Origin of the sequence: Dechloromonas denitrificans (genome assembly GCF_020510685.1) — a bacterium.
GTDB lineage: Bacteria > Pseudomonadota > Gammaproteobacteria > Burkholderiales > Rhodocyclaceae > Azonexus > Azonexus denitrificans_A.
Window position 1 is genome coordinate 244,399 of sequence record NZ_CP075185.1, and the last position, 15,418, is coordinate 259,816.

At 56.8% G+C, this 15,418-nt stretch carries 16 protein-coding genes; 12 read left to right on the plus strand and 4 right to left on the minus strand.

Annotated features, from left to right (window positions below; translation table 11 throughout):
• The first annotated feature begins 72 nt into the window (after nucleotides 1–72).
• From KI611_RS01245 to KI611_RS01260, 4 genes are read left to right on the plus strand one after another with little or no spacing between them, the layout of a single operon-like run.
• Nucleotides 73–1,284, plus strand: coding sequence for an STAS domain-containing protein (locus KI611_RS01245; RefSeq protein WP_226418030.1), 1,212 nt, complete (start codon nucleotides 73–75; stop codon nucleotides 1,282–1,284).
• Between the two features lie 15 nt (nucleotides 1,285–1,299).
• Nucleotides 1,300–1,836, plus strand: a complete 537-nt coding sequence (gene hslV, locus KI611_RS01250) for an ATP-dependent protease subunit HslV (protein WP_226418031.1) — start codon at nucleotides 1,300–1,302, stop codon at nucleotides 1,834–1,836.
• 14 nt (nucleotides 1,837–1,850) lie between these two features.
• Complete coding sequence (gene hslU, locus KI611_RS01255; RefSeq protein WP_226419859.1) at nucleotides 1,851–3,179, plus strand: ATP-dependent protease ATPase subunit HslU; 1,329 nt, start codon at nucleotides 1,851–1,853, stop codon at nucleotides 3,177–3,179.
• Nucleotides 3,180–3,190: 11 nt separating this feature from the next.
• Nucleotides 3,191–4,063 (plus strand): AEC family transporter, encoded by an 873-nt coding sequence (locus tag KI611_RS01260; protein WP_413463942.1) that lies wholly within the window; start codon nucleotides 3,191–3,193, stop codon nucleotides 4,061–4,063.
• On the opposite strand, the gene KI611_RS01265 is transcribed toward KI611_RS01260, so the two are convergent.
• Genes KI611_RS01265 through lptM form a run of 3 tightly spaced genes read right to left on the minus strand, consistent with a single transcriptional unit; the run spans nucleotide 4,058 to nucleotide 5,876 of the window.
• Nucleotides 4,058–4,426, minus strand: coding sequence for an RNA-binding S4 domain-containing protein (locus KI611_RS01265; protein ID WP_226418033.1), 369 nt, complete (start codon nucleotides 4,424–4,426; stop codon nucleotides 4,058–4,060). The genes KI611_RS01260 and KI611_RS01265 overlap by 6 nt on opposite strands.
• 8 nt (nucleotides 4,427–4,434) lie before the next feature.
• On the minus strand, nucleotides 4,435–5,697 hold the full coding sequence (gene lysA / locus KI611_RS01270) for a diaminopimelate decarboxylase (protein ID WP_226418034.1): 1,263 nt from the start codon (nucleotides 5,695–5,697) through the stop codon (nucleotides 4,435–4,437).
• On the minus strand, nucleotides 5,694–5,876 hold the full coding sequence (lptM, locus tag KI611_RS22160; RefSeq protein ID WP_226418035.1) for an LPS translocon maturation chaperone LptM: 183 nt from the start codon (nucleotides 5,874–5,876) through the stop codon (nucleotides 5,694–5,696). Before lptM ends, lysA begins: the two co-directional genes overlap by 4 nt.
• Before the next feature lie 41 nt (nucleotides 5,877–5,917).
• Here lptM and cyaY point away from each other — a divergent pair, with 41 nt between their 5' ends.
• A complete protein-coding gene (gene cyaY / locus KI611_RS01280; RefSeq protein ID WP_226418036.1) occupies nucleotides 5,918–6,235 on the plus strand; it encodes an iron donor protein CyaY in 318 nt (105 codons plus the stop codon).
• On the opposite strand, the gene KI611_RS01285 is transcribed toward cyaY, so the two are convergent.
• Nucleotides 6,236–8,554: a penicillin-binding protein 1A gene (locus KI611_RS01285; RefSeq protein WP_226418037.1), complete on the minus strand. Its 2,319-nt coding sequence runs from the start codon at nucleotides 8,552–8,554 to the stop codon at nucleotides 6,236–6,238.
• Nucleotides 8,555–8,704: 150 nt separating this feature from the next.
• On the opposite strand from KI611_RS01285, the gene KI611_RS01290 reads away from it, so the two are divergent.
• The 7 genes from KI611_RS01290 (at nucleotide 8,705) to aroB (ending at nucleotide 15,363) form a co-directional block, all read left to right on the plus strand.
• The gene (locus KI611_RS01290; protein WP_226418038.1) at nucleotides 8,705–9,790 is read left to right on the plus strand and encodes a pilus assembly protein PilM; all 1,086 of its coding nucleotides are present in this window, start codon (nucleotides 8,705–8,707) and stop codon (nucleotides 9,788–9,790) included.
• Entirely contained in the window at nucleotides 9,787–10,356 is a 570-nt protein-coding gene (locus KI611_RS01295) for a PilN domain-containing protein (protein ID WP_226418039.1), read from the plus strand. The genes KI611_RS01290 and KI611_RS01295 overlap by 4 nt, the downstream gene beginning before the upstream one ends.
• Nucleotides 10,353–11,018 carry a type 4a pilus biogenesis protein PilO gene (locus tag KI611_RS01300; RefSeq protein ID WP_226418040.1) on the plus strand — a complete coding sequence of 222 codons (666 nt, stop codon included), beginning with the start codon at nucleotides 10,353–10,355 and terminating at the stop codon, nucleotides 11,016–11,018. The genes KI611_RS01295 and KI611_RS01300 overlap by 4 nt, the downstream gene beginning before the upstream one ends.
• A gap of 8 nt (nucleotides 11,019–11,026) precedes the next feature.
• Nucleotides 11,027–11,560 carry a pilus assembly protein PilP gene (locus tag KI611_RS01305; protein ID WP_226418041.1) on the plus strand — a complete coding sequence of 178 codons (534 nt, stop codon included), beginning with the start codon at nucleotides 11,027–11,029 and terminating at the stop codon, nucleotides 11,558–11,560.
• Nucleotides 11,557–13,671 carry a type IV pilus secretin PilQ gene (gene pilQ / locus KI611_RS01310; protein ID WP_226418042.1) on the plus strand — a complete coding sequence of 705 codons (2,115 nt, stop codon included), beginning with the start codon at nucleotides 11,557–11,559 and terminating at the stop codon, nucleotides 13,669–13,671. The genes KI611_RS01305 and pilQ overlap by 4 nt, the downstream gene beginning before the upstream one ends.
• An 82-nt stretch (nucleotides 13,672–13,753) precedes the next feature.
• Complete coding sequence (locus tag KI611_RS01315; RefSeq protein ID WP_226418043.1) at nucleotides 13,754–14,281, plus strand: shikimate kinase; 528 nt, start codon at nucleotides 13,754–13,756, stop codon at nucleotides 14,279–14,281.
• Nucleotides 14,278–15,363, plus strand: coding sequence for a 3-dehydroquinate synthase (gene aroB / locus KI611_RS01320; RefSeq protein WP_226418044.1), 1,086 nt, complete (start codon nucleotides 14,278–14,280; stop codon nucleotides 15,361–15,363). Before KI611_RS01315 ends, aroB begins: the two co-directional genes overlap by 4 nt.
• Nucleotides 15,364–15,418: the final 55 nt, after the last annotated feature.

Here is a 15,418-nt window from a genome sequence, read left to right on the forward strand (position 1 = left end):
GCGTGCTAAAACATCCATTCTGTACGCGGAGTGCTTATGGTTTTTTCCTTCTTCAAAAAACAACCTCAGAAAATGCCGGAGCGCCCGGCTGCCCGCCCCCGCCCCGCTGAGCCGCCCGTTGTCCTGAAACAGCCTGAGCCGGAGGCTGCGGCCCCGCTGGCCGAGCCGTTGCCCGATCTCGAGTTCACCAACAGCAATCCGGCGCCGTCAGCGCCCCTGATGCCGCTGGCGGTTACTGATGATTTCGATTTCTCCGGCGAAGATTTCGATCGCGATTTCACCGAATCAAGCGTCATGGCCATCGACGTCGAGCAGGGCGGCGATCCCGTCCAGGCCGATATCGAACAAGTCGTGGTGATGTTCGCCAACAGCCAGGATGCCCCGGCCCGCGCCCTGCTCGAGATGCTGATTCGCAGCTATTCGCGCGAAGAAGGCATGCGCTTCTGGCGCTTGCTGTTCGATTTGCTGCAGGCAACGGGCGACCGGGCGGCGTTTGAAAAACTCGGGTTCGAGTTTGCCGAGGCCTGTGAAACCTCGCCGCCAACCTGGCGGCAGGAGCACCCGGCGCCGCCGACCGCCGTTGCCGGCCCCCGGGTTTTCGTGCTGCAGGGGGTGTTGACCGGCGATGGCGCGCAGCCGGTCGCCGAGTTGGCCAAACTGGTCGATCAGAAAATTGATGTTCGCGTCGACTGCGGCAAGCTGGTCGGTTGCGACGACGATGTCGCCGGCGAATTGGCCGCGCTGCTGAGAAAAGCACGGCGTACCGGTGTCGCGGTGGATCTGGAGCATGTCGAGGGTTTCATCGATCGACTGAATGAGCGTCTGGTGGCGGGTGAGGCAACCCGCGCCACGGCCTGGCTGTTGCTGCTTGAGTTGCTGCAACGGCACGGTACCCAGGACACCTTCGAGGAGCGGGCGGTCGATTACGCGGTGACTTTCGAATTGTCGCCACCGTCCTGGGAAACCTTGCCGGCCAAACACTCCGTGGTGCCAAAGGCCAGCGAGCGGCCGCGCGATGAGGCGTACTACCTGTCCGGCGAACTCAAAAATTGTCGTTTCGATGAACTGGTCGCCGTGTTCGAAGCAGGGGAGCTAACGATTCTCGATTTCTCCGCCGTGCGCCGGATGGATTTCTTTTCGGCCGGGCAACTGGTCAATCGCATCGCGCCGTTCAAGGCAAAGGGTTGCGACATCGTGATCCGCAGCCCGAATCATCTGGTCGCCGAGCTGATGGCCGTGGTCGGGCTGAACAAGCAGGCCCGGATCATCGTTCCCAAGTTTTAAGAGTCAGGAAAAAGCATGGAGCAATATCACGGCACGACCATCCTGTCGGTGCGGCGGGGCAATTCGGTCGCCATGGGTGGTGACGGTCAGGTGACGCTGGGCAACATCGTCATCAAGGCGACTGCGAAAAAGGTCAGGCGACTGTATCAGGGCCGCATTCTGGCCGGCTTCGCTGGCGGTACGGCCGACGCCTTCACGCTGTTCGAGCGTTTCGAAGCCAAGCTGGAAAAGCATCAGGGCAACCTGACGCGTTCGGCGGTCGAACTGGCCAAGGACTGGCGTTCCGACCGCGCGCTGCGCCGGCTGGAGGCGATGCTCTCGGTGGCCGACCAGGACGTCTCGCTGATCATCACCGGCAATGGCGATGTGCTCGAGCCGGAACAAGGCATCGTCGCCATCGGCTCGGGTGGCTCCTACGCCCAGAGCGCGGCCCGTGCCTTGCTGGAAAATACCGAACTGAGTCCGCGCGACATCGTTACCAAGTCGCTGGAGATTGCCGGCGATATCTGCATCTACACCAATCGCAATTTCACCATCGAGGTGCTGGAATGAGCGCTGGAGAATCGATGACGCCGCAGGAAATCGTTTCCGAGCTGGACAAACATATCGTTGGCCAGACCAATGCCAAGAAATCGGTGGCCATTGCGCTGCGCAACCGCTGGCGGCGAGCCCAGGTGGCGGAACCCCTGCGCCAGGAAATCACCCCGAAGAACATCCTGATGATCGGCCCGACCGGCGTCGGCAAAACCGAAATCGCCCGGCGACTGGCGCGGATCGCCAACGCGCCCTTCATCAAGATCGAAGCGACCAAGTTCACCGAAGTCGGTTACGTCGGGCGCGATGTCGAAACGATCATCCGCGACCTGGTGGAAATCGCCATCAAGAGCCATCGCGAGCGGGCCATCAAGCAGATGCGCTCGCGCGCCGAGGATGCAGCCGAGGATCGCATCCTCGACGTGCTGCTGCCGCCGGCCCGCAGCCCCGGGTTTTATGCCGAGAACAGCGGCCCGGCCGAAGACAATGCGACCCGCCAGAAATTTCGCAAGAAGCTGCGCGAGGGCGAGCTGGACGACAAGGACATCGATATCGAAGTCGCCGCGCCGGGCATGCAGGCCGAGATCTTCGCCCCGCCCGGCATGGAGGAATTGACCCAGCAGATTCAGGGAATGTTCCAGAACATCGGCGGCGGCAAGAAGAAATCGCGCAAGCTGAAGATCAAGGAAGCGCTCAAGCTGCTGACCGAGGAAGAGGCCGGCAAACTGGTCAATGACGAGGAAGTGAAACAGCAGGCGGTTACCGCAGTGGAACAGAATGGCATCGTCTTTCTCGACGAGCTGGACAAGATCGCCAGCCGTTCCGAAATGCAGGGGGCCGATGTCTCCCGTCAGGGCGTCCAGCGCGACCTGTTGCCGCTGGTCGAAGGGACCACGGTGTCGACCAAGTACGGGATGATCAAGACCGACCACATCCTGTTCATTGCCTCGGGGGCCTTCCATCTGTCGAAACCATCCGACCTGATTCCCGAGCTGCAGGGGCGCTTCCCGATCCGCGTCGAACTCGATTCGCTGTCAGTAGCCGATTTCGAATGCATCCTGACCCAGACCGACGCCTGCCTGACGCGGCAATACCAGGCATTGCTGGAAACCGAAGGCGTCCATCTCGAATTCGCCGCCGACGGTATCCGCCGGCTGGCGGAAATCGCTTTTCAGGTAAACGAGAAGACTGAAAACATTGGCGCCCGTCGCCTGCATACGGTGATGGAAAAGCTGCTCGAGGAAATTTCCTTCGATGCCGGCAAGGCCGGTCAGGAAAAGATCGTCATCGACGCAGCCAGCGTCAATCAACGTCTCGGGGAGCTGGCCGCCGACGAAGACCTGTCGCGTTACGTTCTGTGACGCCGGATAGCCTGGCCTTCCGGCTGCTGGCCATTCTCTTCCCGATTTTCGGGATTATCGCCGCGGGCTATTTCTACGCCCGCCAGCACAAGCCGGAAATGGCCGTGGCCAACCGGCTGAACATGGATGTCTTCGTCCCGGCCCTGGTTTTCGCCGCGATGGCCGGCAAGTCCTTCGATCTGGTGGCTTTCGGGCCGCTGGCGCTGGGCGGCTTCATCGTGCTGGCGACCTGCGGCCTGTTGGCCTGGCCGGTCGCCAAGTTGATCGGTGTGCAGCCAAAGACGCTGGTGCCGCCGATGATCTTCAACAACTCTGGCAACATCGGCCTGCCGCTCGCCGTGCTGGCCTGGGGCGAAGATGCGCTGCCGGCGGCGGTCATCCTGTTCATGGTCGAGAACACCCTGCATTTTTCGTTCGGCGCCCGGCTGCTCGATCCGCATGCCCGCCTGCTGACCTTGTGGCGGGTGCCGGTGGTCTTTGCCGCAATCGCCGGGTTGGCCGTCGCCATGCTCAAGATTCCCATCTGGCAGCCGCTGGTCATTGCCATCAAGATGCTCGGCGACGTTTCGGTGCCGTTGCTGCTGTTCTCGCTCGGCGTGCGGATGACCGATGTCTCCTTCCGCGAGTGGAAGGTGGCAACCGGCAGTGCTGTGCTGCGGCCGCTTGCCGGCATGCTGATCTCTGCCGGGGTCATCCAGCTGCTCGGCCTGCATGGTCGGGAAGCCGCGATGCTGCTGGTCTTCGGTGCCTTGCCGCCGGCCGTGCTCAACTTCCTCTTTGCCGAACGTTACAAGCAGGAACCGGAGCGCGTCGCGTCGATTGTGCTGATCGGCAATCTGGCGGCGCTGTTGTTCCTGCCGCTGGCGCTGGCGATGGTGTTATGAGCCGCCGAATCGGTTGATCTGACGGCGGTCGCGCTTGGTTGGACGGCCGTGCAAATCGGCTGCCGGATCGACGACCAGCTGGCGGGTTTCGCGCTGTGCTTCGCGGCTGGCGATACTCGCCTGGCTTTCTTCATAGAGCAGCCGTGCTTCGGGAGCCGGGCCGCGTTTGTCGGAAAGCGCCCGGACCGTAAGCTCCCAATGCGTTTCGCTATTGGCGACATCCAGGCGGTCGCCGATTTTGACTTCGCGGGATGGCTTGATGCGCGTCCCGTTAAGCTGGACCTTGCCGCCACTGACCGCATCACTGGCCAGCGTGCGCGTCTTGAAAAAACGCGCAGCCCACAGCCATTTGTCGAGGCGCACGACGTCGCTTATTGCGGCAACAAGGTTTCGCCGGCGTATAGCTGGGCGACTGTTTCACGCTGGCGGATGATGAAGGTCCGGTCGCCATCGACCATGATTTCGACCGCCCGCGGCCGGGTGTTGTAATTGGAACTCATCGCCATGCCGTAGGCGCCAGCCGACATCACGGCGAGCAGGTCACCAGCTGCGATGTCCAGCGGCCGTGCCTGGCCGAGAAAATCGCCGGTTTCGCAAACCGGGCCGACGACGTCATAAACCCGGCTTTCGCCGCCATGTGGCACGACGGGCAGAATGTCATGCCAGGCTTCATAGAGCGCCGGGCGCATCAGGTCGTTCATGGCTGCATCGATGATGGCGAAACTCTTGCCTTCACCCGGTTTCAGATACTCGACACGGGTCAGCAACAGGCCGGCATTGCCGACCAGCCGACGGCCGGGTTCGAGCACGACCTTCAGGCCGCGACCAGCCAGCTTGTCGAGCAAGGGCGTCAGATAGGCGGCAACGGTCGGGTGCACCTGGTCGTCCTTGTACTTGATGCCGAGGCCGCCACCGAGGTCGAGGTGGTGGATATGGATGCCGGCTGCGGTCAGCTGATCGATCAGCGCCAAAATCCGCTCAAGCGCTTCGCTGAAGGGTGACGGGTCGAGCAACTGGGAGCCGATATGGCAGTCGATGCCGGCCACCTCGATATTCGGCAAGGCAGCGGCACGGCGATAGAGGGGCAGCGCGTCGTCATAGGCGACGCCGAATTTCGCTTCCTTGAGTCCGGTGGAAATATAGGGGTGCGTCTTCGGGTCGACATTCGGATTGACGCGCAAGCTGACTGGCGCCTTCTTGCCAAGCTGGCCGGCGGCTTCGTTGAGGCGCTCCAGTTCGGGCGCTGATTCGACGTTGAAGCAGAAGATGCCCGCCTCAAGCGCCTGTTTCATTTCGTCAGCGGTCTTGCCGACCCCGGAAAACACGATCTTTTGCGGATCGGCCCCGGCTGCCAGGACGCGCTGCAGTTCGCCGCCCGAGACGATGTCGAAGCCGGCGCCGAGGCGGGCGAAGATATTCAGAATGGCGAGGTTCGAGTTGGCCTTGACCGCATAGCAGACGAGTGCGCCCAGGCCGGCCGGGTGGCTGGCGAGGACATCGTGGAATTCACCGAGTGCAGATTCCAGGGCGGCACGTGAATAGACATAGGCGGGGGTGCCGAACTGGTCGGCAATGGCCGGCAGGGCAACGGATTCGGCATGCAGCACGCCGTCTTTCAGGGTAAATGGGCTCATTGGGTGTTTGTTTTGGTGGTCGTGCTAACATCGGCCGGGCTTGCCTTAGTGGCCGGCTTGGCCGGTTTCGGTGTGCCAAGCAGCGGTTCCGGCGCCGGGCCGGGCGGCAATTCGAGAGGGCCTTTCATGCCACAGGCGGCGAGGCTGAAAGTCAGTAAAACGGCTGCAATTCTGGACATTGGCGATGGGTTGTCAGCAAAGAGCGGGATGGTAGCACACGATGGATGACAAGGAATTCAACGGTTTGGCCGATGCAGTATTGGCCCGGATCGAGTCTGCACTGGAGGCCAGTGGGGCCGATATTGATTTCGAATTGGCCGCCGGCGGCGTGCTGGAAATCGAGTTCGAGGATGGCGGCAAGATCATCGTCAATCGACACGGCGTGGCGCGTGAAATATGGGTTGCCGCACGGGCCGGCGGCTTCCATTTTCGCTGGGATGGTAGTGCCTGGATTGATACCCGGGATGGCGCCGAGTTGATGGGCAAGCTGTCAGCCCTCGCCAGCCAGCAAGCCGGCGAGAACATTACGCTGAGCTGATCAGTCGCTCGGTGGCGCGCTCAAGTCGGGAACCGGCTCCGGGGCGGTTGCTGCGTCTTCTGGCGGATGCCCCTTGCTGGCATTCTCGGCATAAATATAGCTGCGATCCCGGCCTTCTCCCGAGGTGATCAGGCCATCCGGCATTTCCGGGAGCTGAATTGGCACGTCCTTGAGAGCGCGGCTCATATAACCGATCCAGATCGGCAATGCCGCCGCGCCGCCGGTTTCCCGGTCACCCAGTTTTTTGGGCTGGTCGAAGCCTAGCCAGGCGCAGCCAGCGACAGTCATTTGATAACCGCAGAACCAGGCATCGACATACTCGTTGGTCGTCCCGGTCTTGCCTGCCAGATCCTGGCGTTTCAGGGTTGCCGAGGCTTTTGCCGCAGTGCCATAGATGGCGACATCGCGCAGCATGGCATCCATCATGAAAGCATTGCGCGGGTCGATGGCGCGGATCGATTCCTCTCCTGCTTCGACGCCGGCCGAATGAGCCAGGACCTGGTTCCGTTCGTCACGGATCTCGCGCACGATGTAAGGATTGATCTTGAAACCGCCATTGGCGAATACCGAATAGGCCGTCACCATCTGCCACGGAGTGACTGAACCCGCCCCAAGCGCCATCGTCAGGTAGGGTGGGTGCTTGTCGGCATCGAAACCGAAGCGGCTGGCGTAATCCTGTGCGTATTGCGTGCCGATCGATTGCAGAATGCGGATCGACACCATGTTCTTGGATTTGGCCAGCGCGGTCCGCATTTTCATCGGGCCTTCATACTTGCCGTCGTAATTGTGCGGCTGCCAGGCTTGGGCGCCCGTCTGGCTGGCCGGAATGACAATCGGCTCGTCGGCGATCACGCTGTTCGGGCTGTAGCCTTTTTCCAGCGAGGCCGAGTAAATGAAAGGCTTGAAGCTTGATCCGGGCTGTCGCCAGGCTTGCGTGACGTGGTTGAATTTGTTGCGATTGAAATCGAAACCGCCGATCAGCGCGCGAATCGCCCCATCCTTCGGCGTAACTGCGACGAAGGCCGATTCAACCTCCGGTAGCTGGCTGATCTGCCAGTCACCCTTCTCGTTCTTCTGCAGGCGGATGATTGCGCCCCGCCGCAGGCGTTTGTTCTGCGGGGCCTTGTCGTCGAGCATCTTGACGGCGAATTTCATCGCCTCGCCATTGAGCTGGACAAGTTCGCCGCCCTTGCGATAGGCGCGGATCTGCTTGGCATCGGCCGCCAGAACCAAGGCAGGGATCAGGTCGCCAGCTTCGGCAATCTCCTGCAGTGCTTCGTCAATCGCCTCGTCCTGATCGGATTTGAAATCCTTCATGTCGAGATAGGACTCGGCACCGCGATAGCCATGGCGCCGGTCGTAATCCATCACCCCTCGGCGCAAGCTGTTATAGGCGGCTTCCTGCTCGGACTTGATCAGTGTTGTGTAGACCTTCATGCCGCGCGAGTAAACGTCGTCTGGAAAGCGTTCAGCGGTGATCTGGCGCGCCATTTCAGCGGCGAATTCTGCATGGACGGAATATTCGGCGAGTTCGCGCTTGACCACGAGGGGCTCCTTGAGCGCCGCTTCGTGCTGGGTTTCGGTAATTTTTCCCAGTTCGTGCATCCGGCGCAGCACGTATTGCTGGCGGAGCCTTGCCCGTTTGGGATTGACGATTGGATTGTAAGCCGATGGTGCCTTGGGCAAACCGGCCAGCATTGCAGCTTCGGCGATGGAAATATCCTTGAGCGGCTTGCCGAAATAGATCTGGGAGGCAGCGGCAAAGCCGTAAGCTCGCTGGCCGAGGAAAATCTGGTTGATGTACAGCTCGAAGATTTGGTCCTTGGATAGATTGCTTTCAATCTTGAAGGAAAGAAGCGCCTCGTAGAGCTTTCGGGTGTAGGTCTTCTCGCCGGTCAGAAAGAAATTACGGGCAACCTGTTGGGTAATCGTTGATGCCCCCTGCCTTTTGCCGCCACCGAGTACATTGGCGCCGGCGGCGCGCAGTATGCCGACGTAATCAATGCCGCCGTGCTGATAGAAACGGTCGTCCTCTGCCGCCAGGATGGCTTGTTTCATGATTTCAGGAACCTCCTGGATCGTCACCACGGCGCGTCGTTCTTCGCCAAATTCACCGATCAGGTAGCCGTCGGCGGTATAGACACGTAAAGGTATCTTCGGCCGGTAATCGGTCAGCACCTCGAGAGAGGGAAGATTGGGGTAGGTCAGGACCAGGACAATCAGAATGATTGCCACGATGATGGAAGCGGTACCCAGCAGAACAATCAGCGGGTACAGAACGATACGGAGTGCCAAAGGAAGGGTGGGCAAGGTGGTCAAGGGTGCAAATTGGAATTGCGCGGATTATACGCTGCGTCAATTCTTGGCCGTGAAAGTGCTTTACATGCCTATAGGTTGTTGCTAGCATCTGAAGTGAATTATTGGTTGTTTTGCTAACTTCGTATTCCGTAAGGACTTTTTGGGGGTCTGGTGGGCTTCGATATCTCCGCGTTATTAAATCCCAAGGCGCGTTCCTTGCTCGGTTTGGACATTAGTTCCTCCGCAGTCAAGATGGTCGAATTGACCGCCAACGGAAAAGATGGCTACCGCGTCGAACGCTACACCATAGAGGTGTTGCCTAAAGATGCGGTATCCGACGGCAATATTGCCAATTTGGAAGGGGTCGTTGACTGTGTCCGGCGTGCCTGGAAACGTCTCGGCACCTCGACTCGTCACGTCGCCATGGCTTTGCCTGGGTCGGCAGTGATTACCAAGAAAATTATTGTGCCGGCAGGTCTGCGCGACGATGAGCTCGAAGCTCAGGTCGAGTCGGAGGCCAATCAGTACATTCCTTTTTCCATCGATGAAGTGAATCTGGATTTCCAGGTAATTGGTCCGGCGCCTTCTGTGCCCGACGAGTTGGAGGTTCTGATCGCCGCTTCAAAGAAGGAGCGGGTTGAAGATCGTGTGGCGGTGGCGGATGCGGCTGGCCTCAAGGCTGTCGTCATCGATGTCGAGTCACTGGCGTCATTGTCTGCTTTTGAGCTGGTCGAGCGGCAACTGCCCGAATCCGGGAAAAATCAGGTGGTAGCGCTGATCGATGCCGGTGCCAATGTCATGAACCTGACAGTTTTACGCAATGGGCAGCAGGTTTATTCACGCGAGCAAGCATTTGGCGGTGGTCAACTGACGCAAGACATTTCCCGGCACTATGGGATGAGTTACGAGGATGCCGAGGCGGCAAAGCGAGCCGGAAATCTGCCTGAAGGCTACGAGGCCGAGTTGCTTAATCCGTTTATGGAAAATCTGGCACTCGAAGTATCGCGGGCGCTGCAGTTCTTCTTCACCTCGACGCAATACAATCAAGTCGATCACATCGTATTGGCGGGTGGGTGTGCTGTGATTCCCGGTATCGATGAGGTTGTTGCGACGCGAACGCAGGTTAATACACTGGTTGCCAACCCGTTTGCCAACATGGTTCTTTCCGACCGTGTTCGGGCTAAGAATCTGTTGGCAGATTCGTCATCACTGATGGTGGCTTGTGGCCTAGCTCTGCGGAGGTTTGATCCCTCATGATTCGTATCAACCTCCTTCCTCATCGCGAAGAGGCGAAAAAGGCTCGGCGTGAACAATTTTTTGTGTTGGGTGGCCTTGTTGCGGTACTTTCGGCACTGATTGTTTTTGCCGTCTACACGCTGATCGATAACTCCATCGGAAACCAGATTAGCAACAATAATTTTCTTAAGAAGGAAATTGCCGTTCTTGACAAGCAGCTTGATCAAATCAAGAGGCTTAAGGAGCAGACCCAAGCCTTGCTGTCTCGTAAGCAGGTCATTGAAAATTTGCAGCGCGATCGCGGTGAAACCGTTTATTTGCTGAGTGAGCTTGTCAAGCAGGTTCCCGAGGGGATTTATTTGAAAACCCTCAAGCAGGATGGCTTGAATGTGAATATATCCGGCTTTGCCCAATCCAATGCGCGGGTTTCGGCATTGATGCGCAATCTGGAAGCTTCTCCGTGGCTCGAAAATCCTCGCTTGATCGAGACTAAGGCTGGTGTGCTGGGGGGGCGACGGATCAACGAGTTCGGCATGACTTTTGTTCTGACTCGAGTCAAGCCTGAAGATGCAAAGGGGAAGAAATGAGTGCAAAATCCATTTCGTTGCCCAAAATTAATCTCCAAGACATTCTGGATGATTTTAAATACTTGAATCCGAATGACCCAGGTGCTTGGCCATTAATTCCAAAGATTGCAGTGTTGCTCGGCTTGTTTGTGGCGATCTTGGTGGCCGGATGGTGGTTTGTCTGGAGCGATCAGCTGACAGAGCTTGAAAGCAAGCGGCGTGAAGAGGAGACTCTGAGGCAACAGTATCTCGACAAAAAGCGTCAGGCCGTCAATCTCGACCTTTATACGCAACAGCTAGCGGAAATCGACCGTTCGTTTGGTGCTTTGCTCAAGCAGTTACCTAATAAGTCGGAAATTGAAGCCTTACTTATCGAGGTGAACCAGGCTGGCTTGGGGCGCGGCCTGCAATTTGAGCTGTTCCGGCCTGGTCAGGAGCAGATCAAGGATTTCTACGCCGAATTACCGATTGCTGTAAAAATTAATGGCAGTTATCACGATTTTGGTGCGTTCGCTGCTGATATCGCAAAATTGCCTCGGATCGTGACCCTGAATAATATTTCAATCACACCGGTCAAGGAGGGGGGCGTTTTATCCTTGGATGCTACGACCAAGACCTTCCGCTATCTGGATGAAGAAGAGATCGCCAAACAGAAGAAGCCAGCACAAGGAGCGAAGAAGTGAAGCGGATAATGCTTGTCGCCTTGTGTGGTGCCCTTGGAGCTTGCTCCGGAGGGGACCATGAAGACTTGAAGCAATGGATGGTCGAGAGCACCAAGGATATGCGAGGGAGTGTTCCCAAGGTGCCTGAAGTTTTGCCCTACCAGCCAGTTCCTTATGAGGTGGAGGGGGTTTTGGACCCATTCAAGCCGAACAAGATAGAGCCAGAGTCAAAGTACAAGCAAGCAGCCGGGAAGGGAGGCGCTTTTCAGCCTGATTTCGAGGCTCGTGAAATGCGTAACAGCCTACTTGAGAAATATCCGATTGAGTCGCTGAAAATGATTGGTTATCTGAATATCAACAATCGTCCGATGGCGGCCATTCAGGTTGACGACAAGGTCAAGCAAGTCAAGGTTGGCGATTACATCGGTCTGGATTTTGGGATGGTGACGCAGATTACCGACAAGGAAGTTGAGTTGCGCGAATTGATACAGGATTCTGCCGGTGACTGGAGCGAGCGCAAGAGTTCGCTCTACCTGCAGAGCAAGGAGGGAAGCAAGAAATGAAACTATTAAACTACACGCTGCTTGCGGCCATGGCTTGCCTCGCCTTGATTTCGCCTGTTCGTGCCCAGAACGTTCCGGCCAACGCCATTGAGGCGATTAATGTGGCCAAACAAGGCAACGAAATAGCGGTCAAGATTGATCTAAAGGAAGCGCTGTCTGTCCCTCCTGCGGGCTTTAGCGTTGCCAATCCAGCCAAGATTGCGCTTGATTTTCCGTCAACGGCGAACAGTCTCGGAAAAAATAGCCAGGTGCTGAATGAGGGGGATTTGCGTAGCATGAACATCGTTCAGGCTGGCGAAAGGACTCGTCTGGTACTGAATCTGGTGCGTCACATGAATTACACGACCCGCCTGGAAGGCAAGTCGCTTTACGTCACGCTTTCTCCGATTGCTCGGATTGGCGATACGGCCGCGCAGCAAGTGACCCGATTCGCTGAAGAAAGCGCGGTTGGGAGTCGGCATGCCTTGCGCGATGTCCTGTTTCGCCGGGGGAAAGATGGCGAAGGTCGTATTGTTGTTGATCTAAGTGACGCGGGTACCGGGATCGACATCCGGCAACAAGGGTCTGCGTTGATTGTTGATTTCATCAAAACAGCTGTTCCCGAGCATCTCCGTCGCAAACTGGATGTTACTGATTTTGCCACACCGGTGGGTACCGTTGAAACGAAGTCGCTGGGTGAAAATGCGCGCATGACGATCTCGCCCAAAGGCCAGTGGGAACACAATGCCTATCAGAGCGACAATCAGTTTATCGTTGAGGTAAAACGGATTGTCGAAGATCCGAACAAACTGGTTCAGGGGTCGAAAGTCGGTTATCAGGGGCCGCGTGTCAGTATCAATTACCAAAATGGTGATGTTCGGGCGTTGCTCCGTTTAATGGCCGAAGAGTTGGGCTTGAATGCGGTGATCAGCGAAACCGTGACGGGAACAACTACATTGGTCCTCAAGGATGTGCCTGCTGATCAGGTCATTGATATTATTTTCCAGCAAAAGGGTCTGGATATGCGCAAAAAGGGCAATATCATCATGATTGCCCCGCGTGATGAAATATCGACTCGAGAAAAGCTTGAATTCGAATCTAAGCAACAGATCAACGATCTTGAGCCAATTAAGCTTGAGCAATTTGCCCTCAATTATCAGAAAGCGATCGATGTTGCCCGCCTTCTTGCCGGGGTGGCCCCGACGGGAGGGGTTGCTGGCGCAGCACAGCGTATTTTGAGTAAGCGGGGAAGTGCGGTGGCAGACCCACAATCCAATATTCTGTTCGTAAATGATATTCCATCGAAGTTGGAAGAAATTCGTTCCTTTATCAATGCAATTGATATTGGTGCTCGGCAGGTATTGATTGAAGCGCGCGTGGTTGAAGCTAACGACAGTTTTAATCGTGACTTGGGGGTGAAGCTTAATTTTCTCTCAGGAGCTAAAAGCGCGACCAATATTGGGGGTAGTGGAATCGCCGTAAATGGTGGTGCCTACAGCAGTACAGGGACTCAATCAGCAACCAGCGCCGTGGGCGTTAACCTTCCTTCTTTTACTTCAACGGGAGGAACGCTGGCGTTGTCTTTGTTCAACTCTTCACTGACTCGTATTCTAAATCTTGAATTGGCTGCATTGGAGTCGGATGGCGTTGGCAAGATCATTTCGAGTCCGCGGGTGATAACCGCCAATAACGTAAAGGCTAAGATTGAGGATGGCTCGGAGATTCCCTACGTAACCACCTCAAGCAGTGGCGGAACGACTACGCAGACTGTTAGCTTCAAGGCGGCCAAGTTATCTCTTGAAGTGACGCCACAGATCACGCCGGAAGGAACCGTGCGGATGGCTTTGATCGTCAAAAAAGAGGAGCCGGATTGGACGAAGGCTATTTTGGGGAATCCACCACTGAAAAGTTCAATTGTGGAAACCAATGTCGTCGTCGAAAATGGTGGCACTGTGGTGATCGGCGGGGTTTTTATCACGAATACTCAAGCGTCCACCGAGAAGGTGCCGATGTTGGGTGATATTCCGTTCTTTGGTTGGCTCTTCAAGTACAAGAACGATATTGCAGAGCGTCGCGAATTACTGGTTTTCATCACGCCACGCATTCTTTCCGACAAGATGCGTTTGGATTGATAAGTAACCGATTTGTCATCAGGGGCCGGCTTAGCCGGCCTTTGTTTTTTGTGGCTAGGCTAGAGTCGGATAGAATTCGGTCGTGGAAAATCGTCGAAATATCTATCTCGTCGGCCTGATGGGGGCCGGCAAAACAACCGTAGGGCGGCAACTGGCGAAACGTCTGGGACGCGCCTTTTACGACTCCGATCATGAAATCGTCGAGCGGACGGGGGTTCCCATTCCGACTATTTTCGAAATTGAGGGTGAAGACGGGTTCAGGCGTCGGGAGGCCCAAACAATCGCAGAGTTGTCAAATGCACAAGATATTGTCCTGGCGACTGGCGGCGGTGTTGTGCTCAATCCGGAAAATCGTCGGCGTCTGCACGATACGGGCTGGGTGGTTTATCTGAATGTGCCGCCAAGGCTCTTGTATGAACGCACCCGTCACGACAGGAATCGACCTCTACTCAATGTGCCGGATCCGTTGGCCAGGCTGGAAGAGCTTTATGCGGTGCGTGACCCACTTTATCGAGATGTAGCCCATTTCGTTGTTGAAGGTTCTCATCTCGTCGCTTCGGGCATCGTGCAGCATTTGCTGCGGGAATTTAATCGGCTGGGTAAATCATGAATCAGACTTTGAATGTGGCGCTGGGTGAGCGCTCCTATCCGATCCATATCGGCTGCGGCATTCTGACTGACGCCGAATTGCTGCTTTCTCATTTGAAGCAGAAAAATGCGGTGGTGGTGACCAACACGACCGTCGCGCCTCTTTACCTTGATGTCCTGCGATCAACCTTGGAAAAGGGTGGTGTTTCAGTTTTGCCGGTCATTCTCCCGGATGGAGAGCGCTATAAGACTTGGGAAACCTTGAATCTGATCTTCGACGCCTTACTCGGGGCGCATTGCGAACGCAGCACCACGCTGATCGCTCTCGGCGGAGGCGTGATCGGCGATATGGGGGGCTTTGCCGCGGCTTGCTACCAGCGGGGTATGCCATTCATTCAGGTGCCCACAACGTTACTGTCGCAGGTCGATTCCTCGGTCGGTGGCAAGACTGCCATCAACCACCCTCTGGGGAAAAACATGATCGGCACCTTCTATCAGCCCAAGCTGGTGCTGGCCGACCTATCGACCCTTGATACCTTGCCCGACAGAGAGTTGCAGGCAGGCCTGGCCGAAGTCATCAAGTATGGTTTGATTCGTGATCCGGACTTCTTCGTTTGGTTGGAGTCGAATATCGACAAATTGCTGGCCCGTGACAAGACGGCCCTCGCCTATGCTGTGCATCGCTCTTGCTCGAACAAGGCTAAGGTGGTGGCCGCTGATGAGCGGGAGAGCGGCGAGCGCGCGCTGCTGAATCTTGGTCATACCTTCGGTCATGCCATTGAAACAGGTATGGGCTATGGGGTGTGGCTGCATGGCGAAGCAGTAGCGGCCGGCACACTAATTGCGGCAGAGCTGTCGCGTCGCCTTGGCTGGCTGTCAGCCGAGACGGTTCAAAGAATCGAAAAATTGTTCATTCAGGCAGGCTTGCCTGTGCAAGGACCGGCCTTGGGTGCGGCACGTTATCTTGAGTTGATGAGCCACGACAAGAAGGTGCAGGATGGCAAGTTACGTCTTGTGCTACTGAAAGAAATAGGCAAGGCGGTAATGTCCGATGAGGCTGGCAAGGAGTTGATCCGTGCGGCGATCGAAGCCCGATGCACTTGAGCGGGGACCGCTTGAATGCGATTGGGCCATATTGGTGCATTGCAGCATCTTGAAT